This is a genomic window from Paenibacillus sp. D2_2, from assembly GCF_031199965.1.
Lineage (GTDB): Bacteria > Bacillota > Bacilli > Paenibacillales > Paenibacillaceae > Fontibacillus.
Genome location: NZ_CP133605.1, coordinates 3437685 through 3459718, shown reverse-complemented (window position 1 = coordinate 3459718; position 22034 = coordinate 3437685). Strand labels below are relative to the sequence as shown.

The 22034-nt window shown below is 44.8% G+C and carries 19 protein-coding genes and 4 pseudogenes; 15 read left to right on the top strand and 8 right to left on the bottom strand.

From position 1 onward, the window contains the following. Positions 1-76: 76 nt before the first annotated feature. From RE628_RS17555 to RE628_RS17510, 10 genes are all read left to right on the top strand, one after another. Complete coding sequence (locus tag RE628_RS17555) at positions 77-2347, top strand: DNA polymerase (RefSeq protein WP_309154253.1); 2271 nt, start codon at positions 77-79, stop codon at positions 2345-2347. A gap of 115 nt (positions 2348-2462) precedes the next feature. Further along, positions 2463-2762 carry a hypothetical protein gene (locus tag RE628_RS17550; RefSeq protein ID WP_309154252.1) on the top strand — a complete coding sequence of 100 codons (300 nt, stop codon included), beginning with the start codon at positions 2463-2465 and terminating at the stop codon, positions 2760-2762. Between the two features lie 245 nt (positions 2763-3007). Further along, a complete protein-coding gene (locus tag RE628_RS17545; RefSeq protein WP_309154251.1) occupies positions 3008-3229 on the top strand; it encodes a hypothetical protein in 222 nt (73 codons plus the stop codon). A gap of 44 nt (positions 3230-3273) precedes the next feature. Then, positions 3274-3633, top strand: a complete 360-nt coding sequence (locus RE628_RS17540; RefSeq protein WP_309154250.1) for a hypothetical protein — start codon at positions 3274-3276, stop codon at positions 3631-3633. 206 nt (positions 3634-3839) lie between these two features. Beyond that, entirely contained in the window at positions 3840-4250 is a 411-nt protein-coding gene (locus RE628_RS17535; RefSeq protein ID WP_309154249.1) for a hypothetical protein, read from the top strand. Beyond that, positions 4250-4465 (top strand): hypothetical protein, encoded by a 216-nt coding sequence (locus RE628_RS17530; protein WP_309154247.1) that lies wholly within the window; start codon positions 4250-4252, stop codon positions 4463-4465. The genes RE628_RS17535 and RE628_RS17530 overlap by 1 nt, the downstream gene beginning before the upstream one ends. Beyond that, on the top strand, positions 4455-4919 hold the full coding sequence (locus RE628_RS17525; protein WP_309154246.1) for a hypothetical protein: 465 nt from the start codon (positions 4455-4457) through the stop codon (positions 4917-4919). Before RE628_RS17530 ends, RE628_RS17525 begins: the two co-directional genes overlap by 11 nt. Before the next feature lie 104 nt (positions 4920-5023). Further along, positions 5024-5773 (top strand): lytic transglycosylase domain-containing protein, encoded by a 750-nt coding sequence (locus RE628_RS17520; RefSeq protein ID WP_309154245.1) that lies wholly within the window; start codon positions 5024-5026, stop codon positions 5771-5773. A 74-nt stretch (positions 5774-5847) separates the two neighbouring features. Then, the gene (locus tag RE628_RS17515) at positions 5848-6150 is read left to right on the top strand and encodes an HU family DNA-binding protein (protein WP_309154244.1); all 303 of its coding nucleotides are present in this window, start codon (positions 5848-5850) and stop codon (positions 6148-6150) included. A gap of 84 nt (positions 6151-6234) precedes the next feature. Continuing rightward, entirely contained in the window at positions 6235-7047 is an 813-nt protein-coding gene (locus RE628_RS17510) for a sigma-70 family RNA polymerase sigma factor (RefSeq protein WP_309154243.1), read from the top strand. A 75-nt stretch (positions 7048-7122) separates the two neighbouring features. Here the strand turns inward: RE628_RS17510 and RE628_RS17505 are convergent. The 5 genes and pseudogenes from RE628_RS17505 to RE628_RS17485 form a co-directional block, all read right to left on the bottom strand. Next, positions 7123-9574: pseudogene (locus RE628_RS17505) on the bottom strand (GH36-type glycosyl hydrolase domain-containing protein). Between the two features lie 130 nt (positions 9575-9704). Beyond that, positions 9705-10307, bottom strand: coding sequence for a LacI family DNA-binding transcriptional regulator (locus RE628_RS17500; RefSeq protein ID WP_309154242.1), 603 nt, complete (start codon positions 10305-10307; stop codon positions 9705-9707). 60 nt (positions 10308-10367) lie between these two features. Next, on the bottom strand, positions 10368-10757 hold the full coding sequence (locus tag RE628_RS17495; RefSeq protein WP_309154241.1) for a LacI family DNA-binding transcriptional regulator: 390 nt from the start codon (positions 10755-10757) through the stop codon (positions 10368-10370). A gap of 141 nt (positions 10758-10898) precedes the next feature. After that, entirely contained in the window at positions 10899-11792 is an 894-nt protein-coding gene (locus RE628_RS17490) for a molecular chaperone DnaJ (RefSeq protein ID WP_309154240.1), read from the bottom strand. Positions 11793-11952: 160 nt separating this feature from the next. Continuing rightward, the gene (locus RE628_RS17485; protein ID WP_309154239.1) at positions 11953-12891 is read right to left on the bottom strand and encodes a C40 family peptidase; all 939 of its coding nucleotides are present in this window, start codon (positions 12889-12891) and stop codon (positions 11953-11955) included. Positions 12892-13264: 373 nt separating this feature from the next. Between RE628_RS17485 and RE628_RS17480 the strand changes: the two are divergent. Beyond that, positions 13265-14267, top strand: a pseudogene (locus tag RE628_RS17480) (aldose 1-epimerase). Positions 14268-14382: 115 nt separating this feature from the next. Here RE628_RS17480 and RE628_RS17475 read toward each other — a convergent pair. Further along, positions 14383-14601: a LytTR family transcriptional regulator DNA-binding domain-containing protein gene (locus RE628_RS17475; RefSeq protein WP_309159497.1), complete on the bottom strand. Its 219-nt coding sequence runs from the start codon at positions 14599-14601 to the stop codon at positions 14383-14385. 353 nt (positions 14602-14954) lie between these two features. Between RE628_RS17475 and RE628_RS17470 the strand changes: the two genes are divergently transcribed. Further along, the gene (locus tag RE628_RS17470; RefSeq protein ID WP_309154238.1) at positions 14955-16028 is read left to right on the top strand and encodes a lactonase family protein; all 1074 of its coding nucleotides are present in this window, start codon (positions 14955-14957) and stop codon (positions 16026-16028) included. Between the two features lie 312 nt (positions 16029-16340). Here the strand turns inward: RE628_RS17470 and RE628_RS17465 are convergent. Beyond that, a pseudogene (locus tag RE628_RS17465) lies at positions 16341-17413 on the bottom strand (bifunctional 3-deoxy-7-phosphoheptulonate synthase/chorismate mutase). A gap of 523 nt (positions 17414-17936) precedes the next feature. On the opposite strand from RE628_RS17465, the pseudogene RE628_RS17460 reads away from it, so the two are divergent. After that, positions 17937-19002: pseudogene (locus RE628_RS17460) on the top strand (AI-2E family transporter). A 73-nt stretch (positions 19003-19075) separates the two neighbouring features. Here RE628_RS17460 and RE628_RS17455 read toward each other — a convergent pair. Further along, a complete protein-coding gene (locus RE628_RS17455; RefSeq protein ID WP_309154237.1) occupies positions 19076-19597 on the bottom strand; it encodes a hypothetical protein in 522 nt (173 codons plus the stop codon). Positions 19598-19783: 186 nt separating this feature from the next. Between RE628_RS17455 and RE628_RS17450 the strand changes: the two genes are divergently transcribed. Together RE628_RS17450 and RE628_RS17445 are read left to right on the top strand one after the other, a co-directional pair. Further along, complete coding sequence (locus RE628_RS17450; RefSeq protein WP_309154236.1) at positions 19784-20818, top strand: FUSC family protein; 1035 nt, start codon at positions 19784-19786, stop codon at positions 20816-20818. Positions 20819-21029: 211 nt separating this feature from the next. Next, on the top strand, positions 21030-22007 hold the full coding sequence (locus RE628_RS17445; RefSeq protein WP_309154235.1) for a hypothetical protein: 978 nt from the start codon (positions 21030-21032) through the stop codon (positions 22005-22007). Positions 22008-22034 lie beyond the last annotated feature (27 nt).

Here is a 22034-nt window from a genome sequence, read left to right as displayed (position 1 = left end):
AGTGGAGTGCTTTTTTTGTTTTCTCCTTAACTTTAGTTAAACCACCTCGTATAGAGCAAGCAGGAGGTGACGTTAAGTGAGTCTTGAAGTGTTGGAAGACCCTAAGCGTAAGAGAACACGCCTCAAGACTAAAGCTCTCGAGGAGACAGGAGCCATTGAGGTTACAGACCTTTTTGAGATCCGAGAAGCCCAGACTGAGCAAAAGAGGACTCGGACAAGAGCGGACTTGACGGAGAAATCAGTCGCTAAGAAGATTACCAAGAAAGAACAGCAGATTATAGATTTGGCTAATAACACAGTCTTACCTGACTACTATCACATAGTTTGGACAGCTGATGAACTGGGCGACATGTGTAGGTGGTTACGTTTCCAAAGTGTTATCGCGGTAGATACAGAGACTATGGGAGTCAATCCTTTCGTTGATGAGATCGTAGGCATTAGTGTTTATGCACCTCACCGAGGTTATTACCTCCCGTTAAAACACACCGAAGAAACTTGTTTGCCGCGGGAATTTGTAGCTGATATGCTTCGTCCGATCTTCGAGGATAGAAGAATTAAGTTCCTACTTCATAATGCGAAATTCGATATGCACGTTCTATGGAATTGGATGCAGATTCGACTTATGCCGTGGTTCGACACCATGATCGGGCAAGCGATTCTTGATGAGAATCAGTCTAAATCCCTCAAGGATATGGCATCGTACTACCTGAAAGTTGATGCAGATAAGTTCTCCACATTATTCAGTAAAATCACATTCGACAATATCCCTATCAAGCTCGACCCTTACACTCAAACGGGATGCTTAGCGGGATATTACGCCATTAAGGATACAGAACTAACCTATCGGATGGCTGAGTTCCAGGGGCGGGCGTTGAATCGTGGGAACCTCAAGAAGCTGTTCAATCTTTTCTTTAAAATAGAGATGCCGTTCCTCGACATTGTATGGAAGGCGGAGCAAGCAGGGGTGCTTCTTGACTGCGAGTATCTAGTCGAGAAAATAGCCAAGGATTTGCACAACGAGCTAGAACTTCTGAGACAGAAGATATGGGCTTACACAGGAGAGATCAATCTTAATTCCTCTGTACAGCTTTCGGAAGCCTTATACATCAAATTGGGGCTTCCTAAGATTAACAGGGACAAGCCTATGAGTACTGATAAGAAAACGCTCAAGAAACTGAAGAAGGCCCACAAGGTTGTAGGGCTCCTGCTTGAGTTCCGCGAGAAAGTAAAGCTAACCACAGCGTTTGCTGACAAGCTCCCTAAGAGTCTTGCTAATGGTCGGGTGCATACTTCATTCAATCCTGTAGGGACCAAAACGGGACGCATGAGTTGTAACGCTCCGAATCTTCAGCAGATTCCATCGAAGGTGGGAGGCCTTATTAGGAACGCCTTTATATCTGATGAAGGACGATTACTTGCTTCAATCGACTTCTCGCAACAAGAACTTCGGGTACTTGCCCATGTATCGCAAGACGAAACCTTGTTGAAGATTTATCGAGATGGATTGGATGTTCACAGTATGACTGCTGTAGGGATATGGGATCGAAAGGACAATCAGGTCACCTACGAAGATTTCGAGTACTGCCGTGGTTCAAAGGACTTATTCCTCGATCCAGACGGTAACCTCGTAGAGGAAAGGCTTTCTGATGCTGAATATATTCACAAACTATTTAATGAGGGGAAAATCAGAACTAAAAACCCTGACTCTATACGCAAAGATACCGAGCTTGGCATTAGGTACGAGAAGTATCGTAAAGATGCGAAGGTTGTCAATTTCGGAATCATCTATGGAATGTCAGAGAAAGGCTTGGCAGAAACCTTGGAGATCACCGAGGCAGAAGCAATTGAGTATATCAAGGGTTACTTCGATGCATACCCTGGCGTTCTGAAGTGGATGGCTAAGCAACGCAAGATGATAAACGAAGTTCATTTTTCCGAGACAATGCTTGGACGTAAGCGGAGAGTCTACAAGGAGATGCAGTCAGGACAAAAATGGCTCATTGGTCGCGGTCATCGGATGGGAATTAATGCGGTCATCCAAGGCTCTTCGGCAGATATGGTTAAGATTGCTTCGATCAAGCTCCAACCTCTTCTTGAGGAACTGGATGCGAAGATTGTGATGTGGGTACATGACGAGATCATCTTCGATGTGCCTGAGAACATTGGTATGGATAATCTAAGGAGAATTGCAGATATCATGTGTAATGCACTATCTCTTGATTGTGGATTGAGGTCCGACATCGAGGTAGGCAAGAAGTGGGGTCAAAAAATGTCAGAGGATGATCTTTCGATGTTCTTGGATGAAGAGGATATGACATGTACCGACTCAGAAGTGGAGTATGAGTGAAAAAGACAGGAGTTAAGATTCAAAACTCTGTATCGTAGGCTCTCTTAACAGCTAGAATCTTCAATCGTATAGAGAAAGTGTAAGGCGATTAAAGAACAACGAGGAGGAATGAGAAATGAAAGAGCGGCCGAAAGTGAGTCAGTCTTTCAACATTCGAAAGAACATCGTGGAAATGTTAAGAACCTTCCCTGAAGTGAAGGAGAATTACAATGAGCTTGTAACAACTTATTGGGTTCTATACGATAGCGTGAAAGATATGTCGGATATACGCAATGCGACACCAGCTGAAACCATTACACGTCAGTTCCGCAAGTTGGTAGAGCTTCAGGAAATTTCACCACCTGCAAGAGTCTATGAAGCGCGTAAAGAGAAGGCTCGTGAATATCGCACGGAGTTCTCAACATCCGGGGGCTAAGCCCGTTTCTAAGAAGAAACTGCCATAAACACTCACCTTCCTCATCCTCCTGGTGTTTTATAATCTCGATAACCAATGCCGCATAAGAAATGTCATCCATTCCTGAGCCGATGTAAACGGTGAGGATAACAGGAACAGTATCGTAAAGGTAAAGGAAGCCATAGAACAGGATGTTCAGGCGAACAGTAGTAAGCTCTACAACCTGATCTAAGAACTCGTTCAAAACACAATCAGGGGGTAGTTATATGGAGTCAATAGCATACGGTATCGTAGTGGCGGGGATAGCGAATGCTATCGCATTGTCATTGGGATACTGTCTCAAATACAGGATGAGCAAGGCAAAACAAAAAATATACCTCTGTGTCACGCAGAAGATTGTTTCGGAGAATAGCGGCAAAATCATCGAAGCAGTCGAAAGCTCGATCAAACAACAGGTCATAGAGAGAATGGAGCGTGTGAATGTTTAAGTCTGTGAATTCTGCGGTAAGGAATATAAGGGCGGTAGTTACCAATGATTAGTGCCGTTATTATGGGATTCTCCCTGGAAGCCCTATCGACTTACCATTCTATTGCTTGGGCACACCATGACCCTGCTACAGCTACTGGAATGAGTAATCGAGAGTACATGCTGATGGTAGAGCAAGCCATTGCACAATCAGATGTCGTAGTCTTCAATGCTACTGATGATAACCTATCCATAGATGAGGTGGTCATTCTCCATACTGCATATATTAATAGAACACCAATAATAGCAGTAGGGTTACGAGCGTTATCACCGTTACTAGAGGAGATGGTATCCCAGAGATTCCCGGAGCTTGACTTCGTGGTTGAGCACTTGATGGCTAGCTACAAGCTCTCGAAGCAGAGCTAGTGAAGAAACTTCATCTAAAAAAAAGCACCCTCAGGGTGCTTTTCTGCATTTATAAAGCGCAATTAGATCAATCATCGTCCCGAACGGTCTAAGGTTTCTCGACTTCCTGAAATATTTGAGCAGGTACTCTTAACTCAGGCTAAACCAAGTCGTATAGAGAAATTGAGAGAGCCAGCGCTCTAAAACAAATCTGGAGGAATGACTAGATGCCACATGTAATCAAAGCAAAAGAACAAGCCCTAACAGAGGAGATTGTAACAAGCTTAATCGGTAAGTTTGTTCACACTCCCACGAACATGCATGAGGTGAGCACACCTACGGGTGCGACCACTATGGTCAATGTATGGTTCGCAGGTAAGGTAGCGGGCTTCGAGAAAGCGGTTATTGGCTTCAACTATGAAGACGGTTCTTTCTTAGAAACCCCTCAGACGTACTTCAACGTTCATCTGACCGATGGAATGGGCTACATTCTCACCACAGTGAATGATCTTGAGATCAATGAAGTAACAGAGGAAGAATTCTTAGCCTTGGTTGAGGAGCACAAGGAATCTGAGGACACTTCTGAGATGATACTCCCTGAAGCTCCGGAGCTTGAACTCCTTGACGGTGACAAGTAATGAACTTAAAGAGATATGCTTGTGAAATCGTTACGAAGACATTTACCACCACCTCTATAGGTGAGTTGGATGAGAAGATGGGTTATTGGCGGGACTCAAACCCTGATTCGTTTGTCATCAGTATGGAGATGTCAAGCCACTGGGATGACTTGAACAAGCAGGTCGTGTATGTAGTCTTGATGGCATATCAGGTAGGTGAAAAAGATGGGCTGTGAGAATTGTGGTAAGCAAGGAAAGGCAACGACACAGGTTCATGGTTTCATTCCTTACATGCGTATGGATACTAGCCGCCAAGGTTTCAATAAGGGGAATCCACATCATGCAGGATACGACTTGTTTGCACGACTAAGTGAACCTGTGCACCTCGAACCTGGGGCTGTGGCAGTTATTCCATTGAATGTTGCCACGGAGATTCCGATTGAAGCTGTGGGACTATTGTTTCAATGCTACTCTACACATCGCAAATGGAAAGTGAAGCTGACTAATGGTGTCGGTGTGATTGACTCCATGTTCCACAAAGATGAGGATGAGTGGTCAGCTGAGTTCAAGAACGATAGCAACGAGTCCACGATCATCCGTGACGGTGATAAGCTCTGCCAAGCTGTATTCCTTCCCTTATATATGAAGGAACTCTACGAAGTGGCAGGGTTAGGTAGTGCAACTCCCTAACGAGATTCATAACACTTCGAAACACATATCGAAGCGCAGTATATGGGTGTCAGTACCCCTGGTTGGGGATATAACAATAAAACCACAGGAGGTGATAGCATACCTTGGACGCTCGTAAAAGAATCGCAGTCGTATCTACGGCGGCAATTGCATCCGTAGTGGTGTGCGGAGGTCTTACGCTCCCTAAGGGAACAGAGAATGAGCCTGTGGCAAGTACAACGGTCATCGAGTCGGATTATCAATTCAAGCAAGCGGAATTGTTTCCTTGCAAGGTTCAGTCGAGCTTAGTTGAGACAGTAAAAGATGGGCAGTTGGTGGTGAAACACGCGGAAGAGGGGAAGAAAAAGGTTGTTGATTCGGACATAATTCCTTCAATAACTCACGACCTGATTGCTGACGTGATGGAGAAGTACATTGAGGATCATAATGAGAGACGTATTAGTAGAAAGAAGATACTACAGTACATCGGGTGGGTTGACACCTCTACCAAAGATGTTGAAATAGATACACTCTGGATCATGGCTATGATGTGGCAGGAGAGTCGATTCCAAAACACGGTAGAATCATCTTCAGGTGCAGTTGGACTGCTTCAAATACTTCCGAGCACGGCGAAGGACTTCGGTGTTAGCCGTAGTCAATTAAGCGATCCTAAGACAAACATCAAGACTTCCATCAAGTACCTGAGCTATTTGCTAGACAGGTATGATGGCAATCTTCGGACCGCAACTATTGCCTACAATCAAGGCGAGGGCAACGTGGATAAAGGGAAGGCCCGCTCCTGGTATTACAACAGTGTGAAAAAGCACTATGACAAGATGGCTCGGATGCTTGAGGAAGCTAGACAAGACCGTTAGGCTTTCACGATATTGCCATAACCTACGGTTAAAAGGCTTCATTCTATTCAACACTCTGAGGAGGATTTTACCCCATGGCAAGTCCAAACGAAGTTATATACAAGAAAGACCTTGTAGCTGAGCTGGCTGATAAGGAGGAAATTACGAAAGTGGAAGCGGAACGGCGTATTGACATCATACTGGATATGGTAATCGATAAGCTTGGAGCTGGTAAAGATGTCAAACTGGCTAACTTCTTCAACTTCTTCAATCGCAAGCGTAAGGAGAAGAACGCGAAGAACCCACAGACTGGTGAGGATATGGTTATCCGGGCTACCAAGACCGTGGTTGCTAAGATGACTAAGCCGCTGAAAGACCGCATCCAGGGCAAGAAGTAAAACCTTCAAAGCAGGTGGCGGGGGTTGTTGTAATCAACGGACTCCTGCTATTTTTATACCCAAAATACGCCAAGGAGGATGCAGATGGACAATTTTCCTGAGCATATTAGTGCAAATTTAGCTGTATCCAAGGACTACTACTCCATGGATGTAATAGTAAATATAGAGCGATGTAAAACAGACGAAAGGTTCCTTGGAGAATGTCTGTTGGCCAACGAGAATCTGATTTGGCACTCGGTACATAAGTATATCGGGAAGCCAGAGGTGATTGTCAAGAATCACTGTGTTGAGAAGGACGATATTCTTCAGCTAGGCAGGATGGGATTCATTAAGGCGGTCAAGGCTTTCGATACAGGGCGGGGCGTGAAATTCAGCTCGTTCGCTGTAACTGCCATTGTAAGAGAGATAAGATGCTTCCTCAGAGACAGCGCTAGTATCATCCGTCCGACCCGAACGGCGAATGAATTGATTAACAAAATCAACCGACTCGAATACGAGGTGGGGTATCTGCCGTCCATCCCGGACATAGCCATCATGCTTGACGAGGATGAAGAAAAGATTACCAAAGCCTTACAAGTAGGTAAGGGGGTAAAGTATCTCGATGAACCTGTCGGCACCGATGTTCAGCAGTCCCAAGTGATCACTCTCCTGGATGTCATCGACAGTGGAGAAGGGATAGAGGATGGTGTGATTGACAAGATTTACGTTGACGCTGTGATTGAATCAGTGAAACGGAAACTTAGCGAGAAGGAATTAAACGTTCTCGAACGAAGACTGCAAGGCTTTAACCAGACACAGACCGCCGACATTGAAGACGTCAGTCAAATGAGGGTATCTAGAATCATGAGAAAGGTTGCTCGGTTATTGGAGAGTACACAGGATAAGACAGAAGTATAAACTTGAAAAAATGAAGTTTAAACGAGAGAAGCCTGCAGAAATGCAGGTTTCTCTCATTCATGGCTGTAAAATCAGTTATTCGGCCAGGCTACCCATCACGACAGTTACTTTATGAACAGCCCCATCTCCAGCAGGAGGGATGACATTTCCTTCAATGGACTGACCGTCTATAGAAATGCTCTTCAAACCTTTGGATACATGCTCAGGGTTGAGAATTTCGATCTCATAAGTGTCACCACGGAATGCGCGAGTGATTTTGAAGGTGTCCCAGGCGGCAGGGATGCAAGGATCGATCTTCAAGCCAGTGAAGTCGGCCTGAATTCCGAGAATGGCTTGCGTAATCGCCACATAGTTCCAGGCAGCCGTACCAGTTAACCAGGAGTTCTTCGCTTCCCGTGACGGACGGCGTCTTTGCCTGCGATCATTTGCGAATAGACATAAGGCTCAGTCCGATGAATGTCACTAATGTCTTCAAGGTATGCAGGAGCGATCTTCGAATAGACATCAAACGCCCGATCCCCATGGCCTAGCACGGTCTCTGCGATCATAATCCACGGATTGTTGTGACAGAAAATACCGGCGTTCTCCTTATACCCTGGAGGGTAGCTCGAGATTTCTCCGAGATTGATGTAGTACTTGGAATAAGGAGGTTGCTGCAATACGATCCCGTATTTCGTGTCGAGTCGCTCTTCCACGGAACGAAGAGCCTTCTCCGCTTGGCCACCTTCAACACCAATTCTAGCCATGACGCACATGCCTTGCGGCTCGATGAAGATTTGCCCTTCCTCATTATCTTTGCTACCAATTTTGTCGCCGTAATGATCATAGGCACGTAGGAACCAATCGCCTTCAAATCCATGCTCCAGCGTAAAGGCACGCATCGTATCGATGTGCTTGACGGCCTCAGTCGCTTCCTCATTCAGTCCTCGGCTGAGACATAATTCCACAAAATCAGGGCCAACGAATACGAACAGTCCGGCGATAAAGACGGATTCCGCTATACGGCCCTCAATATTGGCTGTAGTCTGGAAGGATTCGCCCGGTTCCTTGGAAAAACAGTTCAGGTTGAGGCAATCATTCCAGTCCGCGCGGCCGATTAGTGGCAATTTGTGAGGTCCAAGATTGTTCACGACATGATAGAAGGAGCGCTTCAAATGCTCGAACAGTGTTGCCGTATTATCTGGATTGGAATCGAACGGTACTTGTTCATCAAGAATACTGAAATCGCCGGTCTCCTTAATATAGGCGGATGTTCCCGAGATAAGCCAGAGTGGGTCATCGTTAAATCCGCTGCCGATCTCGTTATTGCCTTTCTTGGTCAGTGGTTGATATTGATGATAGGCACTCCCATCTTCGAACTGGGTTGCCGCGATATCAAGAATCCGTTCTCTTGCTCTCTCCGGGATTTGATGCACGAAACCGAGTAAATCCTGGTTGGAGTCACGGAACCCCATGCCACGGCCGATGCCAGATTCAAAGTAAGAAGCGGACCTTGACATATTGAATGTGACCATACACTGATAGGGGTTCCAAATGTTGACCATGCGGTTCAGCTTATCGTCATTACTCTTGATTTGATACTTACTGAGTAGTCCATCCCAGTATGCAGCCAAATCATTCATCGCTTGGTCCACTGCGGTATCGGTGGAGAACTGGGCGATCATGGCTTCTGCAGGCTTCTTGTTAATAACGCTCGGAGATTCCCATTTCTCTTCTTCAGGAACTTCAACATAGCCAAGAATGAAGATCATACTTTGTTCTTCACCTGCTGCCAGCGTCAGTTTGACTTGGTGAGAGCCAACGGGGACCAACCACTTGCTACAGAGTTGTTCGATTTACCTGCAATAACGGCTTGTGGCTCATGAAGCCCATTGTATAGGCCGACAAAGGATTCGCGGTCCGTATCAAAGCCGTCGATGTTACGGTTAACCGAGTAGAAGGCATAATGGTCACGGCGTTCACGATATTCTGTCTTGTGATAGATGACGGAATTCTTCACTTCAACTTCACCCGTACTAAAATTGCGCTGGAAGTTCGTCATATCATCCTGTGCATTCCATAGACAGAATTCAGCAAAAGAGAAGAGAGATACGGTCTTGCTGGTATCACTTGTGTTACTTATGGTAAGACGATGCACCTCGCCGTTATAACCGAGCGGTACAAAAGCAAGTTGATTGACGGAGATGCCGCCGCGTTCGCCCGTGATCGAGGTATAGCCAAGTCCGTGGCGGCATTCGTAGAAGTCAAGCTCTCGCTTGACCGGCATCCAACCTGGTGTCCAGAAGTCGTCATTGTCATGGTCGCGTAAGTAGTGATAGCGCCCACCTACGTCGATGGGAACATTATTATATCGATAGCGCGTAATTCTACGGAGCCGGGCATCGCGATAGAACGTATAGCCTCCAGCCGTATTGGAAATAAGTCCAAAAAACTGCTCATTGCCCAAGTAGTTAATCCATGGATAAGGGGTTTGCGGCGTATTGATTACGTATTCTTTGCGGGTATCGTCGAAATGTCCAAATTTCATAGCAATGATCTCCCTTCAATTTGTGAACGCGCGTTAACAATGCACAAAAATATCTTCCTCTTCACTGAATAATACCTATTGTCTTGAATAGGGAAGAGGAAGGAGCCGGATTAATCATAGGGTTACCCTTTTATTTAGCGGCAGGCTTACAGGACTCTCGGATGACGAGCCTAGTCGGAAAGCTAACAGTACTGAAGATAGCTTCTTCATTGTTACAGAATCCGATGACCTTTTCCACGGCACTTTTGGCCATATCATCGATAGGTAGCCGGACTGAGGTCAGCTTCGGACTAAGCATAGAAGCGAGCTGCGTGTCGTCGAAGCCGATAATCGAGATGTCATTTGGGACTTGTATTCCGTGATTTGCGAACGCTTCCATTGCTGCGATAGCCATGTCGTCATTAGAACAGAACAAAGCGGTGGGTAATTTTCCTCGTTTAATGAGCTTCTCTGTTTCAACGTATGCCGTCTCTTTCAGAAATTCACCTTCCAGAACGTAATCTTGCCGGAGCGGCAACCCATGGTTAAGCAGCGTGCTTTCAAACGCTGCATAGCGCTCTCGTCCCGAGTAAGTGCTCATCCTTCCTTTGAGGATTCCAATCTCTTGATGTCCTAGTCCAATGAGGTATTCGATCGCTTCAACAGTCCCCTCATAGTCCATCGAGTTAATAATCGCCAGGTGATTCTTGTTCAGCCGTTCTGTTATAATCTCTGAGACATCATCAGTCGACAAGTACGAGTGGAGCATCTTGACTCACCAGCTCACGTACAAGCTCAATGTCCTTCTGGGTTCCTACCAGAATCCCGCCGTCAATTCGCTTTTGCAAGAATGCCTGCTTAATCTTCTGAAAGTCCCGGGAGAATACACCGTATGAATGAGTACGTAGAAACCACGTGCGTTCGCGGTATCTACAACCAGATCGACGATAGGAGCAAAATAACTATTCTGATAAATACGGGTTGCATTCTCTTTTTCGTTCATACTGATCGCAAACAGCCCAATCGTGTCAGTGCGCTTACCGGCCAACGCACGGGCGAAGCTGTTCGGCTCATATTGATACTGCTCAATTACTCTTAGCACCTTCGCTTTGGTTGTCTCAGGAACGTTGGAATAGTTGTTGATTACTCTAGATACGGTACTACGGGAAACCCCGGCTAGTTTAGCAATATCTTCGCTGCGCATTAGTAATCCCTACTTTCTATAAACGCGCGTTTATATTGTAATTTTAGTTGAATAATATCTATAAATCAATCGTTTTTTACATAAGTCACAAAAAATCCCGAAGTCGGATAATTTTGTGACTTCGGGATTTTAGCATGTTAATTATTTAGTTGAGGCTTCCTGCAGATAGCGCTCGATAAAATGAATCGCTTTATCATGATTTTCTGAACCAATTCGGAGACCCACGATCATCTGCTGTTTGGCGAGCGGAAGTTGTTCGGCAAGCTTACTATTCGTAATATCGATTGCGTAGACGTGATCCTCGGTATCATCCTCACTACGGCCTATAATTTTGTTATTTTCATTTAATAACGGTTTTAGAACGCCGTTGGCATATTCGTCCAGATTTTCGAGAACCCCGCTGCCGCCGATCCAGTCATAAGAGGCTTGATCCAAAATATAGATATCTGGCTTCTCTGTCGCAAGAAGGGCCATCGCTTTTTGTTGGTAAGCCATATCGGCTCCACCCATACCTTGATCGGACGAAGGTAAGTAAGTCATTGTAAGCTTGAGACGCTTCCATTCTGGGAATTGCTCCATCATTGCTTGTTCCAAAGCAGTATCTCCGCCATTATCCATATCGCTCATAAAGCCGCCAAGATACATAATCGATAAATCGATCGGAGGCAGCGCTGCCAAGCGCTTTTGCTCTTGACGGTGATTGACAAATGTGACGGTGGCAACAGTAAGAACAATGATAGCAATAATACTAACGATAACATGGGTTCTGTAGAGTCGGAAGAAATCTTCAACCTTCTCAGCAGTGCCAGCAAATCTACCCCATTTTTGATACCTTTTGCGGCTTTTCTCCTCAATCTTCTGACGGTCATCCGAACCGGTAATCAGCTTATAAGCCTTCAATTTCGCTTCGAAATCGTGCTCAGAAGATTTGGCTCGCGATTTTCTTAACTCGATATCAAAGACCCGCTCCACTTCTTCCCGCGAGGCGTCTTCGGGGAGACCCAGTAATTCATAGGCTTTCTTCAAATCACTCATGATTATCTCCTCTGATTTTGTACTGTTATTATGTAAATATGAGATTAACTCTATTAATTATTATACTGTGAATTGTCCGCGAATGGAAATGCAGATCATTTATAAATTCTATATTAATAAAATAGCCAGGGGTCACTAATTCATCCAACCCCTGGCGCATTCAATATATATGTGAATTTGTTCTAGGAAATTCTGCGCATCGATAGCAAATGATCTTTCCAGTAACCACTATCAATGGTACTGATCTGAACTCCGGGATCCCCCATGTGTGAATCATTTGACCATTGCCGATATATATGCCTACATGTCCAACGATTTTATCATTATCGAACCGTCCGGGTACACTGAAGAAGAGAAGGTCACCCTTTTGTAGGTCACCGCGTGTGACGGAAGAGCCAAGCTGGGCCTGCTGTCTGGCCAACCTTGGCAACGATGTACCGAACTTCTGGAATACATGTTGAGTGAAAGAGGAACAATCGAATGTTTTCGATTGTTCATAAGGTTTCGCCCCAAATTCATAAGGAACACCCATAAATTTTTTAGCATAGGAGACGAGCTCATCTCCGTTCCCGGCAATGCTAAAAGTATTGTAACGATTTATTCTTTGCGGCTCTGCTGCGCCTGTTGAACGAGGGCCGACAGCGCTGCTACTCAATGCGCCGATCCTGACGTGACGTCCGTCTCTTCCATCAGTCTGTACTCTAGTTCCAAGCAGTTTGGACAGCGAATTTGCTGTGATGTAGATCTTGCCGTTTTGATGTATAGGGGCATCGGTTAGGGTAACCACATTGCCGTAAGAGAGGGCCCCAGAATGACCTGGCGTCAACTCATACATGGCATCAGTGTAACCAAGCTTGATTTTCCCATCCGTCTCCTTTATGCGTAGGCCAAGCTCTTTGGTGACTTGTTGCAGCGGTATCCAATTAAGTCCGTTCGTATCCTTGACCAGATCGGCTTGGATCAGATGTTCGTTTGCAGCTTTGCCCGGTATCGAGGAGACTTTAGGTCCTATGGGCTGTCTAGAGCAGGCTATACAAGCAGTTAACAGAAGAAAAATCGTTGTATAGAGTAGTGTCTTTAGAGCTGAAGGTCTATTCATTACTGAGTAACACTCCATTTCTTTCGAATGTGTTGTTTTAGAGGTTGTTTAAAAAGTCCCTCTTTGATCACGAAGTAACACTGAGAGCCTATTCGACATTGAATCTTGAATTCTGCCGGGCCTTCCGGTGCTCACGTAGGTTTTGCCTACGCTCCGCTCCTCAGTCCCTAGCTTCATCCAACCTTCTCGGTGCTGAAAGTCTGACTTTTTAAACATGTACTTATAGAAGAGCGACTTGGAGCGAGTGAAATTGTGTCATTTGAAGTATGTAATTATTAGAGACTTTTATGCGCATTGAGGGTGACTTTTATTGAACGATTCTGTATAATCCTTACCAGTCAAACAAGTTATCAGGGAGAGGAGATTCATAGGAATGACGAATAATAAAGCATTTACAGGGGAATTTCATGGAGAGTTAGCAGTATGGCTTAAATATGGTAAATATGAAGCAGCTTTATTGCCGGAAATTGGCGGCAACTTAATTGCTTTTAGAGATTTAGAAAGCGGTTACCGTTTCTTGCGCGAGCCGGAGGAAGGGGAAATGGAGGCGTTCAAGAGTAACCCGGGAGTACACGGAATTCCTGTTCTCTATCCGCCGAACCGTTATGAGGACGGCAAGTTTCCTTGGAGAGGGGAAATGTACCAACTACCGATTAATGAGCCCGCAACAGGCAACCATCTGCATGGATATTTACATACCAGTGCTTGGGAAGTCGTGGACCTGGGCAGAACTCCGAGGAGAGTTACGTTATTGTCAAAGCAACAATCGATGAGCATCATATGATGTATCAATATCTACCGTTCAAATTTACGGTGAAATTGAGATATTCCTTGAGTGGAGAAGGGCTGTCACAGCAATTGTTCGTGAAGAATGATGGTGAGACAGAGATGCCTTGTCTGTTTGCTTTCCATACAGCGGTGAACGCGCCATTTGCGCCGGACAGTAGCGAGGAGGACTGCTTTGTTAAGCTGACGATTGGAGAGCGCTGGGAGCTGAATGAACGTCAATTGCCAACCTGCCAATATCAGGCTTTATCGGAAGGCGAGCAGAAGATGAAAAGCAGCGGTGTATCTCCTTATTTTGTGTCCATGGACAATCACTATATGGCTGTTCCGCAAATGGGAGAAACCGGATGGAACTTACCGATACTAAGCTCGGCGTTACTCTGGTATACGATGTGGGTGCTTCCTATAAACAATGGATGATCTGGAACAATGGGGCTTCCGGAAAGTTCTTCTGTCCTGAGCCGCAGATCAATCTGGTAAATGCACCGAATATGGATCTTCCTGCTGATGAAATCGGTCTGTTTAGTCTTGCTCCAGGTGAGATTTGGGAAGAGACGGCTAGAATCTATTTGAAGGCTGCCGCAAAATAAGTTCTCATCTAAGTAGTACAATAGCAAACACAAAAAAACAGCCGAAGCGCCCTTGTGACGCCTGCCGACTGTTTTTTTGTGTTCGCGCTTTGCTGCATCCCTTGGAACTGGGCTGTTATCCGACCCGATGGACCTGATCGATCTGGGCGTCTCTTTCGAGGCTTTGTGGAAGCAAGCGGCGGATCTGTTCCAAATTTCTGCGGGGAACGGTGATGGTCTTGATTCCATGGATCTCATCCCGGAATAACAGCATGTTGTCCCGGATTTCAGAGATCTTGAACAGGTTGACATAGCAGTTCGTACTAATCCGATAAAACGAAGTATCCGAGATCATTGTTGAGGTTTGTTCAGCAGAGAGTCTCTTTTTATACTGTAATTTCTGCCATGAAAACAAACTAAACCATGACCTCCAATTTTGAAGAAATACGTATCATGTGGATCAAGGTCCTCATATACATCCCTTTCCTCTAGTCCGACAGTCATCATCTAAAACCCCCTTCAGAAGATGTTGTGGAAGCGCTTACAGTATATCATATTTTAGAATTTTTGAACAGGAATTTTTTTGCTCTTCCGAAATCAAAGACCTAATAAATTTCAACAGCTGGAATAAGACTGGACTTTTTGTCCAAAGTGAGAAAAAATAAGAAGACGTATGTGAAGATGTAGCTTGAAGGAGGAGTGTATCCAATGACAGAGAGATTGCTGTTATTTGTTGGTTCATATGCCGAGTCAACTGAACCTGGTATATATATGTATGAGCTGAATTTAGCCAGTGGAGAGATGAAGTGTTTGGACAGTGCGTCCGGAATGAAGAATCCGACCTTTGTTAGTGTGGACAAGCATGGGAAGAAGCTCTACGCGATTTCGGAGACGAAGAATGAGAAGGAAGAGAGAATAGGGGAAGCTGTCTCCTACTCGATTGATCCGCAGCAAGGTAAGCTGACAGCGCTAAATCGTACTCTTACGATCCAGCCTTCTAGCTCCCATATTCAAATCGATCATAGCAGCAGCTATTTAGCTGTGTCAGGCTATCATGGTGGTAATGTGGGTCTGGTGAAAATAGCAGCTGATGGTACATTGGCTGGATTGTCAGATGTACAGCAGCATACAGGTCATGGAGCGGATCCAGATCGGCAGGATCGCCCACATCCACATTCCGTTCAATTCAGTCCGGATAACCGCTTCGCAATGGTTGCTGATCTGGGACTTGATCGAATTAAAGTGTATGAGCTTGATCAAGAGGAAGACAAGCTGGTATACCTAAGTGAAGCTGTAATGCAGCCGGCAAGCGGACCGCGTCATATGGCGTTTCATCCGAATGGGAAGTGGCTCTATTCGATTAATGAGGTAGGATCCTCCCTCACGGCATTTACCTTTGATACGGAGAGTGGAAGCTTAACTGAACTCGAGACACTATCGACCTTACCAGCCGATTTCCAAGGAGAGAATACGACGGCTGAGGTGGCGATCTCTGAGGATGGTCGTTTCTTATATGGTTCGAATCGCGGTCATGACAGCATCGTTCAATTCGCTATTGATCCGGAGAGTGGGAAGTTATCGCTGGTTGAATTCGTCTCTTCCGAGGGAGGACATCCGCGTCATTTTGCCATCACGCCGGACGGTGAGCATTTGCTTGCCGCAAATCGGGATTCCAACAATCTGGTACTGTTCAGAATCGATCGAAGCAGCGGCAAGCTGACGTTCACCGGACATTCGGCTGAAGTATCCAAGCCTGTCTGCGTAAAACCTGTCCGCTTTTGAGATAAGAAAACCTAATCGAAGCCAATTCAAGGTTGAGCGACCTCGATCCAAAGGTAGGTTTTCTTGCGATATAGAATTTCATCAGCTCTGCTGATAACGAATAAATTCTATATCTAACACGAAGTCACACTGAAAGTTAGCTCGGCATCGAATGAATTCAACTGGGCCTAAGCAAATGCTTACGAAGTCATGTTTCCTACGGAAATATCTTTAGGTACTCACGTACGTACGCTGCGCTCCTCAGGCCCTAGTTTCATCTAAACTTGCTCGGTGCTGAAAATCGGACTTTTTGAACACTTATTTAATAGTCACCTACTCTGTGAATAAACCGGACTTCCGGATTCCTTCCCACAGCTGCTGGAATTGCGGAATATCAAGCTGCTGTGCGGCATCGGACAGAGCGGTCTGTGGATCAGGGTGAACCTCGACCATGATACCGTCTGCACCGGCCGCCAGCGCAGCTTTGGCACATGGGAGAAGGATATCCTTGCGTCCCGTGGAATGAGTCACATCGACGAGTACCGGCAGATGAGTCTCTTGTTTAAGTAACGGTACGGCGGAAATGTCCAGAGTGTTGCGAGTCCATTTCTCGTAAGTCCGGATACCACGTTCGATCAGCATTACCTGGGTGTTACCTTTAACGACGATATATTCGGCTGCATGTACGAACTCTTCCAACGTAGCCGCGATACCTCTCTGAGCAGAACCGGGATTTTAGCTTCACCAGCTGCCTTCAGTAGTTCAAAGTTCTGCATGTTGCGGGCACCGATCTGAATTACGTCGATGTATTGTTCAGCGAGCTCGATGTGTGCAGGATGAACAATTTCGCTGATCGTCGCCAGACCGAACTCATTGGCAACCTCATTCAGCATCTTCAGGCCTTCAACGCCTAAGCCTTGGAAGTCATATGGCGAGGTTCTTGGTTTGAATGCGCCGCCTCGCATTACTTTGATGCCAGCTTCTTTTAATGCAGCAGCAACTGTTCTTAATTGTTCGTAAGATTCTACAGAGCAAGGACCAGCAATCATCACTTGAGCTGTGCTACCGATCAGATTTCCTTTCACATCGATAACCGTATTCTCTGGCTGCTTCTTGCGGCTGACAAGCAATTGGCGCTTGTGATCATCCTCTTGTAAATCTAGAGAAGCTTTGAATATTTCCTTGAAAATATGCTTAATCGAAGCATCTCTGAAAGGACCAGGGTTGAGGGCGGTTAGTTCGTCGAGCATTTTTCTTTCACGCACCGGATCGAATTTAGGCACGCCTTGCTTCTCCTTGATTTCCCCGATGGCTTTAACGACTTCTGCGCGTTCGTTAAGCAGTCGGAGCAGTTCCTTGTTAACGGTATCCAGCTTGGTGCGCAATTCATCTAAATTATTGCTCATGTTTTAACACTCCTCGTTATCATATTTTTGAAATAGGACTACTTATCTTGTGTACTTCTCTAAACAAAAAAAGGCAGTCCATCAAGGGACGGATTTCTCCGCGGTACCACCCTTGTTAGACAACCTTCTTGTTTCTCAGCTCTAGACACAGATAACGGTGTGCGGCCGGAATTCCCTACCTGCCATGCGGCGTTCAGGAACCAACTCCGGAGTGAACTTCAGCAGCGCGGCTCCCGCGGGTGCTCTCAATCTTCGGCACCACCGTCCCTGTCAGGACGCATCTACTTACTTTTCTCCATCATTGTCATGGTTAACAATATTTTCAAAAGTTATTTTACGAAATTATATGCTTGTGATTGTAAAATGGCAAGAACACACGGTGTCGCGTTATAGCTTTAGTGTGTTATAGAAATATATACATAATATTAAATTTAGAGCTTGGTTCTTGCTTTGTAGCAGGCGCTAGCTTAAGATAAATTTATATTTTGCTTTAGTCCATTGATGAAGGAGCAGGTCGCTTATAATGACATTCTTTAAAGAGTTGTTTCAAATCCCCGGATTTCGCAGGGTAATTGCACTTTTGGTTGCCATCTTCGTGCTCTACGTATCCCGCAGTATGCTTAACATGATTCTTATTACATTTATTCTGACCTATTTGATCAATCGCCTGCATCGGTTCATAACGAGACATGTGGACAAATTGTTCAAAATTAATCGAAAAATAACCGTATTGTTAATTTACATTCTAATGGTCGGCGGACTGGCAACTACGGTTTATTATTACTTGCCTGTCTTTGTTGAGGAGCTTACCGATCTTGTCAATCAGGTGCTCTCTTTTACAGCAACCCTCCAACTAATCTACCGGACAATATTATTCTTAATTTCCTGGTGGAATCGATTCAGGACATTGACATTACGAAGTATCTTGGTCAGGGCTTTGATTTCCTGCTCAAGACCGCTACGGATATCGGTCAATGGAGCTTGAATTTGTTCATCGCGATTATTTTAAGTTTGTTCTTCCTGCTTGAAAAAGAAAAAGTTACGAATTTTACGTCCAAATTCAAAGAGAGCCGTCTATCCGGACTTTTCGTTGAACTGGAGTATTTTGGTAAGAAGTTCGTTCATTCCTTTGGTAAAGTGATTGAAGTTCAATTCCTCATCGCGATGATTAACGCGATGATCTCTACGATATTTCTTTGGATTTTCGGTTTCCCGAATTTGTTTGCGCTCGGCATTATGATTTTCCTGCTTGGTCTTATTCCAGTCATGGGGGTTATTATTTCTTTGATTCCTCTATGTGCGATCGCCTTCAAAATCGGCGGATTGGTTAAGATCATATATGTACTGATCATGATTGCCATTGTTCATGCGGCTGAGACCTATGTATTGAATCCGAAGTTTATGTCTAATAAGACTCATTTACCTATCTTCTATACCTTCCTAATCCTGCTCATATCCGAGCACTTCTTTGGGGTCTGGGGCTCATTGTAGGGGTACCTGTTTTCATGTTCCTGCTTGATGTATTAGAGGTACCAGTAGAGGATATTTCGCCGAAGAAGCTAATAGGCAAGGTAGCAAAGACTGATTAATATTAAAGCCACATGAATGACAGCATTAGAACAGGAGTGCCGATGTGACAATCGACACTCCTGTTTTCTTTACTTAAGCCTGTGGCGGGATCCAGCTAATTTTGTTATTCTGATAGTCTGTAGTCGGATTGCTTCGCGGCTCATCTTTCCAGGCACGGTTCACAGCCGTTTTCAATCTGTTCGGAAGATCGGCTTTCATTTTATCCGCTTTAGCTTGATCGATCTTGCCTAACGCGAGGGCTAGGTCAATTTGAATCGTCGCAGATTCAGCCAGTCTTTTGATGAACTCCTGTTCATTCCAGCCTTTGCTCGCTTGGGCAATCTGGAGTAGCGTCTTACCCTGCTTTAACTGTTGGACAAGACTTTTAGGTTCTATACCAAGCAGCTTAGCGGAGTCGCCTAGGATATGTGCACCATGGCATCCATGCCGATGCCGTTGTTTACCGTGCTCCAGTGAGGTCTGCGTCGTTCCTTGTTCGGTAGTGTCTTCTGCAGATGCTGCGGATGCGGGGGCAGAAAACTGCTGAACAATAACAGCAGGCTCGTCAATCCGCTTAACACTAAGGTAAGCAGTTGTTTCATATACTTTTCTCATCCCTTCGTTTAGAATATTTTGGGTCTTACAATGTTCAGTCTTGACAAAAAATCTGAATGATATCTGAAAAAAAGCTTAATATCTGCTAAAAAAATGCCGTAAACTATGTAACAACGAAGAAACTTGTCGAATAGAAGTGAACGTCCATTTAAAATAGTAAATGTCTTTATCGTGGGAGGAATGTAAATGACATTCGGCGCAAGAATGCTAAAGACGGGACTCGCAGTAACACTCGCACTGTATGCTGTAATGTGGCTAAAATTATCCCCGCCTTTGATGGCAGGGATTGCGGCTATTTTTGCGATGCAGCCGTCTATTTACCGTTCCTGGCGGTATTTAATTGATCAGCTGCAAACGAACGTGCTCGGTGCGGTATTAGCGATGTTGGGTGGGATGGTGTTCTCCAATGAACCGATCGCGGTGGGACTCGTATGTATTATCGTGATAATGATTTGTCTTAAGCTTAAAATGGGCGATACCATAGGCGTTACTCTGGTGACGGTCATTTCCGTGATGGAAGCCTCGGGTCAGTGGACGTTTGCGCTCAATCGGCTATCTCTTAGCTTGATCGGGATTTTATCAGCATTTATTATCAATGTTATTATCATTCCGCCTAAGCCACATGTTCAGTATGAAGAGCTCATTAAGAAGGCATTTGATCAGCTCTCTCTACTACTTCGAACAGCGGTCTCGGATGAGATCAAAGAGACTGTCTCACATCAGGAGAAGCGCTCTTTGGAGGATGCGATTAATTCGCTTACCGAGAAATATAAGCTGATGGAAGAAGACCAGAAGAGGCTACGAAAGCCGAAATTTAGTGAGAGTCGACAATTGGTTATTTACAAACAAATGCTTAAGACTCTTCATAAAGGTTATGAAGTATTGGATGCGATTGAACAGCATTACTTCCAGTCTGTGCGCTCAACGGAGTTGAACAAGGCCTTCGATGTACATCTGGAGCATATGATTAGATTCCATGAGCACATAATGCTGAAGTTTGACGACAAATTGAAGCCTAATTCGCTGGAAGCGAAGCAATTTGCTGAGAATAACGATCGATTTCTATCCGAGATGCTGGAGAGATATGCGGAGCGAATCGATGGGGCGCTTCGGCTATCGATTGTGTCCGCTGGAATTTATGAATATGGATATCAGTTGGAGCGGTTAAATCGTCTGGCGGATCATTCTGGTGTAACAACGGAGGATAGCGAGGAAATATAGACAAAAACCCACTAGTTGCTTAAATGCGAACTAGTGGGTTTTTTATAAGTCAAAAATGTTTATCTTTAGTAAAAATAAGCGCTTACATTGGGTGGCTTGCCAAGTTTATCATTAATTCTGTGTCTCATTCTCGGCGATTACCTATCCTGAGCTATTTGGATATATAAACTAGCAAAGATAGGCTGGAAATTTGGAAAGGTGGGTGGTTGGCATGGGTTTTATAAGACGAAAACGAACCGTGATTATTTGGTTTTCAGCAGCCGTAATTCTGACTGTTCTTGCTTTATTGATGATGTCCTTATTTAACAAAAAGGCCCAACTGCCTGAAAATTGGTTGTTTACAGTAGATGGATACGCTGTGACAGATGAAGAATATCTCTTTTATATCAATGAGCAGCGAGCAATAACAGCTGATTATTTCTACAGAACCTATGGTGCAGAAGCAGATGAAGGCTTCTGGACACGTCAATACGGCGAAAATCATGAAACACCTTCTGAATATGCCAAAAAGGCAGCTATGACTGCATTGCTATTTGCTAAAGAGGAGCAAATTATTGCAGACGAACGAGGTATAGCTCCCTACAAGAGCTTTGATGAGCTAAAGTCCGACATGGGAGAAGAAAACACGAAGCGGGCAGATATGGATGATACAGGCGAGACTTACTACGGTTTACCTGAATTTGATCTATACCAATACATGCAGTATTTAAGTAATGCCCGTCGGCCAGATTTGGTAGAAACCCAAGTCAAAAAAACGAAAATGAGCGATGTTGAATTACAAGATGAATATGTATCAAGGAGCGCAGAATATGTTCGTACTGCTGATGAATTAACGGCAATGGTCGCTATAGATGGACAGACCATGGAAGAGAAGGTGTTAAATCGATTGGATATATCCAAAGAGGATGCTGAATCTCTAAATTTCTGGGAGTCATTGGCCGCCGCTTCGGTAGGTGAAACGGTAATCGGTAAATATGTGGACGAGGATGTCGTTGCCACGTTAGTCACAAAGCCGGAAATCACTAATCTTACACTGGGAGAAGTGAAAGATTCTATTATCAACGGGCGGGCGGAATCTGACTTGCGAACGTTGATTGCAACTAGAGCAGATAAAGCGAAGATCAAGTATAACGGCAATCAATTCGATGATTTGGAAGTGAATAAAATCGTATTGTCCTTGCAGTTATGAAAATCTGTGTCTACTCAGTTTCCATAG

Excerpts from the sequence above, each read along its gene's own strand:
- RE628_RS17490 (WP_309154240.1), bottom strand. The coding sequence starts at position 11,792 with ATGAGTGATTTGAAGAAAGCCTATGAATTACTGGGTCTCCCCGAAGAC.
- RE628_RS17550 (WP_309154252.1), top strand. The coding sequence starts at position 2,463 with ATGAAAGAGCGGCCGAAAGTGAGTCAGTCTTTCAACATTCGAAAGAAC.
- RE628_RS17515 (WP_309154244.1), top strand. The coding sequence starts at position 5,848 with ATGGCAAGTCCAAACGAAGTTATATACAAGAAAGACCTTGTAGCTGAG.
- RE628_RS17470 (WP_309154238.1), top strand. The coding sequence starts at position 14,955 with ATGACAGAGAGATTGCTGTTATTTGTTGGTTCATATGCCGAGTCAACT.
- RE628_RS17455 (WP_309154237.1), bottom strand. The coding sequence starts at position 19,597 with ATGAGAAAAGTATATGAAACAACTGCTTACCTTAGTGTTAAGCGGATT.
- RE628_RS17530 (WP_309154247.1), top strand. The coding sequence starts at position 4,250 with ATGAACTTAAAGAGATATGCTTGTGAAATCGTTACGAAGACATTTACC.
- RE628_RS17525 (WP_309154246.1), top strand. The coding sequence starts at position 4,455 with ATGGGCTGTGAGAATTGTGGTAAGCAAGGAAAGGCAACGACACAGGTT.
- RE628_RS17545 (WP_309154251.1), top strand. The coding sequence starts at position 3,008 with ATGGAGTCAATAGCATACGGTATCGTAGTGGCGGGGATAGCGAATGCT.
- RE628_RS17535 (WP_309154249.1), top strand. The coding sequence starts at position 3,840 with ATGCCACATGTAATCAAAGCAAAAGAACAAGCCCTAACAGAGGAGATT.
- RE628_RS17485 (WP_309154239.1), bottom strand. The coding sequence starts at position 12,891 with ATGAATAGACCTTCAGCTCTAAAGACACTACTCTATACAACGATTTTT.
- RE628_RS17445 (WP_309154235.1), top strand. The coding sequence starts at position 21,030 with ATGGGTTTTATAAGACGAAAACGAACCGTGATTATTTGGTTTTCAGCA.
- RE628_RS17495 (WP_309154241.1), bottom strand. The coding sequence starts at position 10,757 with ATGCGCAGCGAAGATATTGCTAAACTAGCCGGGGTTTCCCGTAGTACC.
- RE628_RS17540 (WP_309154250.1), top strand. The coding sequence starts at position 3,274 with ATGATTAGTGCCGTTATTATGGGATTCTCCCTGGAAGCCCTATCGACT.
- RE628_RS17475 (WP_309159497.1), bottom strand. The coding sequence starts at position 14,601 with ATGATCTCGGATACTTCGTTTTATCGGATTAGTACGAACTGCTATGTC.
- RE628_RS17450 (WP_309154236.1), top strand. The coding sequence starts at position 19,784 with ATGACATTCGGCGCAAGAATGCTAAAGACGGGACTCGCAGTAACACTC.
- RE628_RS17510 (WP_309154243.1), top strand. The coding sequence starts at position 6,235 with ATGGACAATTTTCCTGAGCATATTAGTGCAAATTTAGCTGTATCCAAG.